This is a genomic window from Chitinophaga sp. LS1 (genome assembly GCF_034274695.1).
GTDB lineage: Bacteria > Bacteroidota > Bacteroidia > Chitinophagales > Chitinophagaceae > Chitinophaga.
Genome location: NZ_CP128362.1, coordinates 4716595 through 4726913, shown reverse-complemented (window position 1 = coordinate 4726913; position 10319 = coordinate 4716595). Strand labels below are relative to the sequence as shown.

The 10319-nt window shown below is 37.3% G+C and carries 9 protein-coding genes; 3 read left to right on the top strand and 6 right to left on the bottom strand.

The annotated features are described in order from the left end of the window. Nucleotides 1–50: 50 nt before the first annotated feature. Complete coding sequence (locus QQL36_RS19585; protein ID WP_143709031.1) at nt 51–353, bottom strand: hypothetical protein; 303 nt, start codon at nt 351–353, stop codon at nt 51–53. Between the two features lie 671 nt (nt 354–1024). Between QQL36_RS19585 and QQL36_RS19580 the strand changes: the two genes are divergently transcribed. Next, on the top strand, nt 1025–1438 hold the full coding sequence (locus tag QQL36_RS19580) for a hypothetical protein (protein ID WP_321566503.1): 414 nt from the start codon (nt 1025–1027) through the stop codon (nt 1436–1438). A gap of 81 nt (nt 1439–1519) precedes the next feature. Further along, nucleotides 1520–2227 carry a Shedu immune nuclease family protein gene (locus tag QQL36_RS19575; RefSeq protein WP_321566502.1) on the top strand — a complete coding sequence of 236 codons (708 nt, stop codon included), beginning with the start codon at nt 1520–1522 and terminating at the stop codon, nt 2225–2227. Between the two features lie 748 nt (nt 2228–2975). Here the strand turns inward: QQL36_RS19575 and QQL36_RS19570 are convergent. The 3 genes from QQL36_RS19570 to QQL36_RS19560 all read right to left on the bottom strand — a co-directional run bounded on the left by QQL36_RS19570 (nt 2976) and on the right by QQL36_RS19560 (nt 5964). Next, nucleotides 2976–3530: an alpha/beta hydrolase gene (locus QQL36_RS19570; RefSeq protein ID WP_321566501.1), complete on the bottom strand. Its 555-nt coding sequence runs from the start codon at nt 3528–3530 to the stop codon at nt 2976–2978. 282 nt (nt 3531–3812) lie between these two features. Next, the gene (locus tag QQL36_RS19565; protein WP_321566500.1) at nt 3813–5582 is read right to left on the bottom strand and encodes a hypothetical protein; all 1770 of its coding nucleotides are present in this window, start codon (nt 5580–5582) and stop codon (nt 3813–3815) included. 217 nt (nt 5583–5799) lie between these two features. Further along, nucleotides 5800–5964 (bottom strand): hypothetical protein, encoded by a 165-nt coding sequence (locus QQL36_RS19560; RefSeq protein WP_321566499.1) that lies wholly within the window; start codon nt 5962–5964, stop codon nt 5800–5802. 276 nt (nt 5965–6240) lie between these two features. Between QQL36_RS19560 and QQL36_RS19555 the strand changes: the two genes are divergently transcribed. Beyond that, nucleotides 6241–6579, top strand: coding sequence for a hypothetical protein (locus QQL36_RS19555; protein ID WP_116854051.1), 339 nt, complete (start codon nt 6241–6243; stop codon nt 6577–6579). 325 nt (nt 6580–6904) lie between these two features. Here the strand turns inward: QQL36_RS19555 and QQL36_RS19550 are convergent, their stop codons facing one another. Together QQL36_RS19550 and QQL36_RS19545 are read right to left on the bottom strand one after the other, a co-directional pair. Next, a complete protein-coding gene (locus QQL36_RS19550; protein WP_321566498.1) occupies nt 6905–7486 on the bottom strand; it encodes a helix-turn-helix transcriptional regulator in 582 nt (193 codons plus the stop codon). A 231-nt stretch (nt 7487–7717) separates the two neighbouring features. After that, the gene (locus QQL36_RS19545) at nt 7718–10114 is read right to left on the bottom strand and encodes an outer membrane beta-barrel family protein (RefSeq protein WP_321566497.1); all 2397 of its coding nucleotides are present in this window, start codon (nt 10112–10114) and stop codon (nt 7718–7720) included. Nucleotides 10115–10319 lie beyond the last annotated feature (205 nt).

Here is a 10319-nt window from a genome sequence, read left to right as displayed (position 1 = left end):
CTCATGGCAGGGTGCCATGCAGCATTAAATTGTGTACTGTGGGAGGGTGATTATGCCAGCCGGGGAGGTTGTAATAATGAACGGGTGTAAGGAGTAGCCCGCATAGACTGGTAAGCAGCGATGTGCTTAACGAGAGGTATGGTGATGGAGAATTCCGGTGTGGTTACTTTTGCTAATATGACACCTGATGTGCAGGAGGAGCAGGAAGCGGTGAATGGCGAGCATTCGCCTTTGTCTTTTTTTGAGTTGCTGGTGGTGGTGGTTTCCTGCGCACAGCTATCCCATACACAGCAAGGTATGATGGTTTCGCAGAGAACGATGAGAGATAGTATGAAAACCAGCAAGAATTTCATGGGGGTAAATATAGGTAAAAATCTTATTATTGGGGTAGTTTGAAGTATTTATTGGTGTAGGTTACGGTATTATATGGTTATGTGAAAGCACACATGGGTGAAAATGTGTAACAATGTACAAACCCGAAATCCACTGAGAAAATAACCTGAACTCACCATAGATCAGATGTTAATTATTTTAATTGTAACGAAATGATGCGTTGCCTTGTTCAGGCCTAATTATGTTGCTTGGCGAAAACCTAATACTATTTCAGCTGATCGTCCTTGTCCACGAGGTTTATTTTGATTTATACCACCAATCTTAGTGAGAATCAAAAAGGTAATATAAGAAAGTATACAAAAAACAAACTCTCGTTACCGATGATGCTGTGATGAAATTCGTATACTTGGCACTGAGAGAATCATCAAGGAAATTGACCATGCCCATTAGAAATTGGGACATGATCCTTAATCAGTTCTTAACTATATTTGGTCCTAGAGTAAAGATCTAATTATTTAGTAGCCTCGGTTTTTAAACTTACACGCTTAATGAAATAGTCCCCAAGAATTTCAAGTTATTGGAGTCTCCTGCATCCTGTAAAGTTCAAAAACGATTCTTTTCCCATTTTCGCTTATTAAATTCGTAGTAGTTGGTATCTTAATAGCTTCAACCTGACTTTCATAATATGATTATGTTTACTGCTACCGGCGCAAGCCTTATACTGCATTACCAAGACGAACGCGACTATACTCGGAACTATTTGCTTGCATCGTTTGCTGATAACTTGGATGAACCAGAACACACCGTTACGCTCAGAAAAACGTTTACCTTTGGCTTCGACCAACTTCTAACAGGAGTCGAGGGATTCGAAGAAAACAGCGAGGAAATTTGGGCCGAGTTTCAACTTGGCAAACTTGTGGGTGAATATTACCAGGTAATTCCCGGAGTTATTACTAGACGAATTAAACTATTCTTCCACCCTTCAGTCAAGCTATCAAGAACGCATTTTATAATTGATGAGAACATCTCTATTTTTCGCATTATAGAAGACTTGATAAGTGAGGATATTTATGTTGGTGGCCCTCACATCACAGCCATTTCTTAGTCCGAATTCCTCAACATCGTTAGTAAACTACCCAATCGCATAGAGAAGAAAAAGTATGTTAGTGCGAGAGCATCAGCAATTTTGGGCGAGTTCTTTACAACTACCAGGGATGCAAAAGCCGATTACGAAAAGTATTTAAACAAGAAGATCTCAAGGAAAGATCCCAATTTACTTGAGGAGTTTAAGGAAATAGAAATAGAAAAATATCACGCCATTCTAATCAGGCTGAGACTGATGCTCGCCAATGAAAAGTCATACAACGAAAAACATTGGCAAGTTCAAATTTTGCAGATTATTCTTCTAATGTACACACGTTACATTCGTGTCTTCGAAAACGTACCAATTAAGGGTATCGATGAAGAAAAACGGTATCTGGATTACCTACTTGTTGATGTTAATGGCTATGCTGATGTCATTGAGATAAAAAAGCCTTTTGATAACTGTATAGTTTCTAGCCGAACGTACCGTGAAAATCATATTCCCCTTCACGAACTGTCAGGTGCAATCATGCAATTGGAAAAATATCTCCTAGGTTTAAACAGATGGGGCGCTAGCACAGAAAAAGCCCTAAATGAGAAATATAAAGACTCATTGCCTGCTGGCGTTGAGATTAAAATTGTCAATCCAGGGGGCATAATTATAATGGGACGCGAGCACAACCTGACTACTAGTCAAAAGAAGGATTTTGAGGTTATAAAACGAAAATTCAAAAACGTATTTGACATTATCACCTATGATAATCTGATATTTCGGCTGGAGGCAACTATCTCGCAGTTGAAAATGAGGTAAAGGAGTCGTGTGTCACACTGACGAAGCAAATTGCAAACGGGTCATGATCTGTATTTTTTAGACCGGATCGGCTTCGTGAAATAGACATATCCAAAGCAATGCAATGAGCCGTCACATTTAGTAACTGTTGATTGCGTATATCCGGCATCAATGGAAATCAACCCTTTCAGCCGTTAATTGTCAACACCAACTGTTTCGACTACCTTCCCTACTACCGCGGGTAAGGGAATTATCACTTCAAGTCTAGGTGGACGCCGCTTACCTTCAGCTGGGCGGTGATTTGTAATGAATCCAGACCAGTACCTATAGTAATTGTCTATAGACGTTGATGAAGAAATAAGGTCTAACCAATTCGAGTCAAATGTTCGAAAGTTATCCGAAAATATCTCAAAAATCCTTACCGGCTGCGTAGGTTTTGGAACTATTTCTTGTGCAAAAATGACAGCCTCTTGAATCGAATTAGCAGCGAAAATGGATTGGAATCTGCATGGAAGCGAAGAATATTCTGGCTGTGATCTGACATGCTCTAGAAGGTATTCGCGCCGTTGTGTATCAGTGAGTAGTTCAAAGGCGGTTTGATATATGCATGGAACGTAAACCGCTCCAAAGGGAGATAAGCCGCCTTGATCCAATGTTAACTCCTGACCTTCATTTAATAATCCTCTTCGATCTGCGTGATAAAAGACATGTCGTGATGTCACGGTATGAATTTATACTTTAAAATAAATGTTAAGTGGCAAATGCAAGATTACCTTCTAAATTTCCAAAATAGAGAAGGTCCCTTTGTATTTGCAATCAGATTTCGATCCTTCGGCTCATGACCGAACCTGATCAAATTGTAAATGTCATTTATCAAGTCTCTTAATTCCGCATAGTAACTATATCCTAAGCTGAAACAATAACTGCTAGTTGGCAAATCTGATACGTCTATAGTATCAACCCCGAGGCAACTAACGGGTGTAAACTTGGACTCGTGCGAATCGCCTGCGCGAGGTACGCTTGAAAGCCGCTTAACTTTCGAAGCCAATAATGTGTCTCTTGATGAAGCATATAAAGTTAACCTATTGGAGCAGTTAAGAAGTTGGGGTGCTATTTGCTCAACAAATATCTGAGCATCAATATCAGGCGCAGCAAGAATTATCTGATTAAAAACAAATTCTTCGTAAAACTCATTGATTTTCAACCCTTCTAGAGCATCAACCAAGCCCCGGCTGCCCATACTGTTAGCGATAACATTTAACTTTTTAACCGCCAGTCCTTGCTTTAATGTCCAGGAAAAACTGAACGATGTGTGGTGTTGCATATTTAATAGTTTCCTCGTCTGATGAATATAAGGCCGCTGTGCCATCTGCACTGCAGCCCAACTAACAAAATTAATTTTAATGTTATCATACGTATGATATATAATAGGTAAGCTGGCGGACTTAACAGAACAATTAAGGTTCTCCTATAAAAAGGGCAACAAGATGCTTATTAGTGGGGACTGCCCCTCCCTCATCCCCATATTTCATTAAATTTTGTCCATAATTAGACCATATGCTTTCAAAATGTGTATATATTGAAGGCATTCCCCCGAACTGGCTTTCTATGGCTTACAGGTAATGAACACTCGTACATTTCTTTCCAAACAGGTGTTGCGTAAAGCATTTAGGAGCCATAAAATTGGCAAGGTTGCTTTCGGGGCTTTCTGCTTGGTTACCACTTTTTTCAAATTATCGGTAAGATCCTGTTTGGAAATGAAGTTGACGATCAGGTGAACCTCTTTTATACTATTAGTGGCATTCATGGTAGCCTTAAGATCTTGTAGAAAGTTCTTTTTCCCGGTCCGGTTGCGATCGATATTACTGGTGGAATACATACCCGACCAATATGCCTTTCTATCTTCCATCTGTTCCGGATGAGCGAAAAAGTAAAGGTTCTTTAAGACCTGCCCCACTATTTCCTGAAAGGCGGTTGCAGAGAACACTTTGTCGCTGGCTTTGCAGTGTATCAATTGAACATGTGCCATATTCTTCACGCCTATGTAATCTGAATACTCATAGTTAAGATCCTCCAATAGCAAATGATCAAGGGTAGGCCCCATTGTAGCTTCGACGTACGCAAATGTAGAGCCGGCCGGGAAACTGGTGGATGTAGCAGTGATGATACCTTTCTCGCTAGTGATGGCGTTCATTGCCGGTTCCGGTTTAAACATTTCTAGAAATCCATTGATACTGCCCAGCAGCTTACTATCCTGCCAAAGTTGACCTTTCGAATAGTTGATATCTGCGTTTTTGAAAGAAACAGAGAACCAGTTCTTCCTATTAATCAATGCCTGCAGATTTTCACTATCGCCATTGTAATATTTTATCCATAGTTTTTTAAATTTTTCAGAGTTCAGCTTATATCCGTTGGCAGTAACCTCAAGCTCAAGTCCAGCGTCCAAGGTATTGTTGATGAAAAATTGCCGGCCAGTGCCTGTTCCGTACTTATTAATTTCAAATGAATTCTCAAAAGACTGCAAGAATGTTTGAAATGAAGATTTTATTGGGCGTTCTACTTTGCCTACTTTATAAACTAACTTAGGCAGCGAATCATCTTTACTTTCTACATAATCACGCATCTCACTCGTTAACAACAAAATTTCAACCGGTGTGAGTTTGGCAGAATACTGCTTAAAGGATAAAGACTTTGCGAAATTCGCAAGAAAAGGATTCAACTTACGCTTTTTACTAAAATTGTCTATAGAAACTAAAATTCTGGCCAAGTATTGCTGAACGGCTACTTTACTATTTGAAATATTTACTTTTGCTTGGTTGCCAGTTACTGTAAATAGCTCACCATTAGTTTCGTGCTTAAATGAATTAAGCATCTTACCGGTTATCTGATGCACAGGCATAACGGCTTCGACGTTGTTGCCTTCGTAGGTTACTTTATGCATGGCCGTAGTGCTAGGGGAGGTATTTTGGGTATTGGCTTTCTTTACAGTAGATTTAGCTTCCATAAACGCTCTATTGAGGATGTCGGAATTTACCTTCTCTACATAATCGTCTAGGCACTCCTGAAAATTCTTTCCCCCTGTTCTGGTAACGACTAAGTAATCGCCATATTCAATTATTAGCGCATAACAATGTTTCACATCGCGTTCTTTTCCTTTCGAAAGGAAAGTCGGCGGCTGTTCGACACGAAACACAATAAAAGAGGCATAGAAAGATTTCTTACCTATCTTCCTTTCTAAGCGTATATCCTGGTCAAGCGCATTTCCGGTTTTACCAACCGATGCTTCTCGTAAGCAGTTCCTAATGGCTACTTTGGGCAAAGTGCGTACTACTTTAAAAAATTGATACTTTTCTGATAGCTGAAAACGATCCAACATCTTATTACCGATTAATTTTTTACTAATGAGTCGATAGCTGAAATAAATTAACCAAGATTACATGACTTTTATTCAATAGAATTACCTGACGCAATTCAGTAAAAATGACTTCTCTGACTATATCATCATATATGAACGTCTGCCGGTTGGCTTTATTTGCTACCAATCCAGTAATCTTAAGGCTGAGTTGTCTTGCCATGTGCCCTTTATATCTTCCTCAACCCATTTTCTGCAGGTTTCCCGTTTCGGGATTACCCCAGATGACACTGATATTTTTTTTATGCCAAATTTTGGATTCCAGCGTAAAGGCATACGCTTTCTGTGCATAGCCAATCTTTAGTAAGAATAACATCACAATTGTAAAGGCAATGACTTTCTTCATACATTGAGGCTAAGGAGTTTTAGTGATATAACATCAGGCTTGAGGACTCAGACAATAGCATAAGCTGTTTAAATCTAATTTATAGCAAATTTTATATACGGCAAATACCCACTAGTTGGTATTTTCATCCCAACGCGGACTTTACACAAAGAACAAGGTCTCGGATGAACTTTTGCTGTAATTTTATATAGGCCAACTAGATGTACCAGCAGAATGTAACTTCCAAAAATGAGAGAGAGATTAATCAAGGACTATCAAAATACTTAAATAATTAATATGGCAACAACTATTCATAATATTGAAATTCTCAGAACATACCTTTCGGGGGTGTTGGACAGAGCAAACCACCATGCCCAAAATGTCAATGAAATTGCACTTGCTATTGCAGGAGGAATAATTTGGAGAACAACAGACAATATTCGTGTAATGTCCCGTGAAGGTGAAATGAAAAACATATTGTGGCTCCAAGTAGGTGATAGAACTTTATGCTTCGCATATAACCATGATACCAGAAACATAGAGGTAAGGGAGGGGTCTATTCAGGGAGCCGTAGTTATTAACTTTAACAACGTTACACCTCTAACGGATGTTAAGGTATTTTTCGAGAATTTATAACCGAGCTAATATGAAATCAAACGTCAAAGCTGGCAATCCTTTATATTAATTTATCTTGTTATACATATTAGTGGATAAAGCCTAGCTAAGTGAAAGTGTTGTTTCAGGAAGAGACTTCTATCACGAATTCTTTTACACTATAAATGAGACTGCACTGTTTTATGTGATTTCCTTCATCTGGTCATAGCATCAAGAATGTCCTTTAATCTTTCAACATAGAGGTAGGTAGGAGTGTTGATATGTATTCGGCCGTGGCTGGTTCGTATTGCAAACTTTCCGGCTTGACAAGCTCGTTCATCACTGCAAACTCATTTTATTAACCTTTTTATATGTCATCTATGTCCGAAAGCAATAAAGACAAAACCTGGCGCAGCCTTCCTTTAGGTTTATGGGTTCCTTTCTCATAATGGAAAACTGTTGACTCATTAACTCCCAAATTTTTAGCAAGATCTTCCTGGGTAACCCCTTTGATATAACGATAATATTTAATCTTACCAGCAAGACTGGAAATATCAATTTGAAATGGAAAATAGCCTAAGAATTCTATGATTTTGGGATAGTATTTTACCATAGGATTTGACCGATTATTCTCCCACAGTGTTACACAATCTTCTGTTACTCCTATAAAATTGGCAACTTCCCTTTGTAACATCCTCTTTTCCAACCGCTTATTAAGAATTTTCTCATTTAAAGTCTTAGGACTCTCTAAATATTTGTCTCCAAATGGCTTAGGTACAATTTTGGAAAATGTGGAACAAGGCAACGCATTCATGTGATTGTGTTGCCTTGTTCCGCTTTTATCAAAAAAAGAATGCTTTGGTAAGTATGCCAATTTAACATAAAAATCCTCCTCTCCTACCACTATTTCATCTGTAATTGCTTCAACGATAGTAAGTTTTTCATGCAATTCAAGGTCCGGCCAACGACTGTAAAGTACACAGCACTTCCTGCTCTCTCTATTACAATCAATTCACACTTAATATCGGTTAATGCCTGCCGGTATTGCTTTTGTAAATGATAATCTTTAGCTGGCAATGTAAACGTAACTATTTTATCCTTTTCAATATACGTCATAATAAAAATATGACATGACAGCAGGTCAAATAATTTGGTTGATTAAGTGTGTATTTTTTAAGGCCTATCCCCCGATCCTACCGCTATTATTTTCCTCCGAATGTGCCTGGCCCCTCTTTAGTTTATTATTGCCGAAATTGTATCTCACATTTATTCCGACCCTCCGGCTATCACTATTTATCTTATTGGTGGTCAAAATTCCGTTCACGATCTCACTATATGTAACAATTTTTGTTTTAAACAGATCGTATATATCAAGTGCCAATTGTAACTTACTCTTCAACAACAAATATCTCGCTGAGACATTGAAAAAATAATAACTGCCACTCCTGTCAATTCCACTCACATCCTTAAACTGATAAGTAAAATCAAAGCCGCCAGATATAGTCCTTTTGCCATTTAAAAAAGCAGTATTATGGCTATTGAATGTAGCACCCCATCCCGCTGTTATTGGTGCAGTAAGTGCCAGATGAGATATTGAATGTTCATAATAAACATTCATCTCATTCTGATTTTGTAACCATTTTATCATATCAACAGAATAACTAGCACTTACCTGAAAATATCGTTTTGATAAATAATTATAAAACTTGCCAACTTTATACCTTGTATCTTCCTGTACAATGTTTATCATGTCATACTTGCTATTTGTATAACTATATTGTACCGTTAGTATAAGGTTATTATTAAAAGTCTCAGACAGAGAAAAATTATTGGAAATGGAAGGCTTTAGTAAGGGATTACCTTCTATCGCTTCATATTGGGTAAAGTATCGCAAATATGGATTCAATGCACTAAAGGAAGGCCTGCTTATTCTCCTGCCATAATCAACGGTAATAACATTCTTATCATTAACCGTATACTGAATATATAAAGTTGGGAAAAGCTTAAAATAATGATTGGTATTTATGCTATCAATTGTTCCATAAGAATGCCCCTTCGTTTGCGTATTCTCTCCCCTCAAACCTGATTGTATTGTCCAATGTTCACTAATCTTCTTCCTGTAATTGATAAATAACGCCTGCGTATTCTCAGTAAAACTAAAAATATCACTAGTATTGAATGATGGATGGCTAATGATTAATAAAACATCATTGTTATTATTGATAAAATTCAACCTGCTTCCCAATGAAAGCTCTCGCCCATCTCCAGGAAAAAATACTACCCCATTAAGAGAATAAAAATCTGACGACTCATTATTATTGGAGATAGTTCTGGAATATCGATCAGACATTTGTTCACCAGTAGAATCATACATCGTATTATCTATAATATTGGGCCTATCAAAAATAGTCTTATTCCAATCCCAATCAATTACTATTTTGCTATGATGAATGGTATCCAGTATTCTTACATAATGAATATTGGCTAAAAAAGATTTATAACTCACCTTGCTACTATTGTATTGATTACTAACTGAATCCGTTTTAAAACTTTCATTATTATAAAAAACAGATCTCGCAACACTCGTTTGATAAGGGAAAGAAAAAAACATTCCAGCAGAAGCTCCCAATTGATCATTAGGAGATAAATCAGTATCAAAACCAATCTGGGTATTTACATATTGTGACAACTCTTTTATTTTATTGCTATCCTTCTCTGTTAAAGCCGAATAATAAGTTGCACTGGTACTAATGGATACCTGAGCTCCCCTGGAAAGACTAAAATTCCCAAAGTATCTAAATTTTGACCGGTTGTAGTTCATATTAAGCCCTATACGCCCTCCTTCTGATCTACCTTTCCGGAAATTTCCATTCATTACACCCGTATATCCTATTTCCTTTTTCTTTTTTAAAATAATATTGATGATTCCACTGCTACCTTCTGCACTATAAATAGATGGAGGATTTGTCATTATTTCAATACTCTCCACGGATTCCGCCGATAAGGATTTTAGATAAGCAGCCAGCACCTCTGCGGACATCTGCAAAGGACGATCATTGATCATTACCGTAACGCCATCTTTACCAATAATTGAAATGAGATTCCCCTCCACTTTCACTTGAGGAGTCTTTGATAATAATTCAAGAACGTCCGACCCTATAGCATTCATATTGTCGCTTACATTAAATACAAGTCTGTCTATTCTTCTTTCTACAATCGGTTTCCTACCATTAATATTCACAGTCTTCAATTGCTTTAAAACCTGTGTCAATGTAATATCGATCACCGTATCCCTGGATAATGATAAAGCAATGGTTTTTTCTGTATAATTGAGGAATGAACATGTAAGCATATAATTACCAGCAACTAGCTGATAAAATGAATAATTGCCCATACTATCACTTGAAATAATGGCTGTAGCACTTTTAGCAGACTTTAGCTTCACAGTTACCAATTCAATTTTTGCATTACTTGAACTATCTAAAATCCTTCCTTTAAGTGTAATTTGTGCATATGATAAGCTAACATGAAAGAAAAATAGAATTACAATAACTATACGTAATCTGCGGCAAAACATATTTATTAAAAATGGTTGATATTAATTTTTCGCTCTTGGCAATAGGAAAACAAACTCTCATGGTCGATGTATAGGACCTGTTGCACTTATCATTTGAACTTACCAATAAACTTAAAAATAAATGTTGAAATTTCTACACTTATTTTTTTACATAACGGATCGGCATATACAATATAAAATTCATCGTACTTTATTGTCAAACAAG

Coding starts and splice junctions, on each gene's coding strand:
- QQL36_RS19565 (WP_321566500.1), bottom strand. CDS start 5,582: ATGTTGGATCGTTTTCAGCTATCAGAAAAGTATCAATTTTTTAAAGTA.
- QQL36_RS19580 (WP_321566503.1), top strand. CDS start 1,025: ATGTTTACTGCTACCGGCGCAAGCCTTATACTGCATTACCAAGACGAA.
- QQL36_RS19560 (WP_321566499.1), bottom strand. CDS start 5,964: ATGAAGAAAGTCATTGCCTTTACAATTGTGATGTTATTCTTACTAAAG.
- QQL36_RS19585 (WP_143709031.1), bottom strand. CDS start 353: ATGAAATTCTTGCTGGTTTTCATACTATCTCTCATCGTTCTCTGCGAA.
- QQL36_RS19545 (WP_321566497.1), bottom strand. CDS start 10,114: ATGTTTTGCCGCAGATTACGTATAGTTATTGTAATTCTATTTTTCTTT.
- QQL36_RS19570 (WP_321566501.1), bottom strand. CDS start 3,530: ATGCAACACCACACATCGTTCAGTTTTTCCTGGACATTAAAGCAAGGA.
- QQL36_RS19555 (WP_116854051.1), top strand. CDS start 6,241: ATGGCAACAACTATTCATAATATTGAAATTCTCAGAACATACCTTTCG.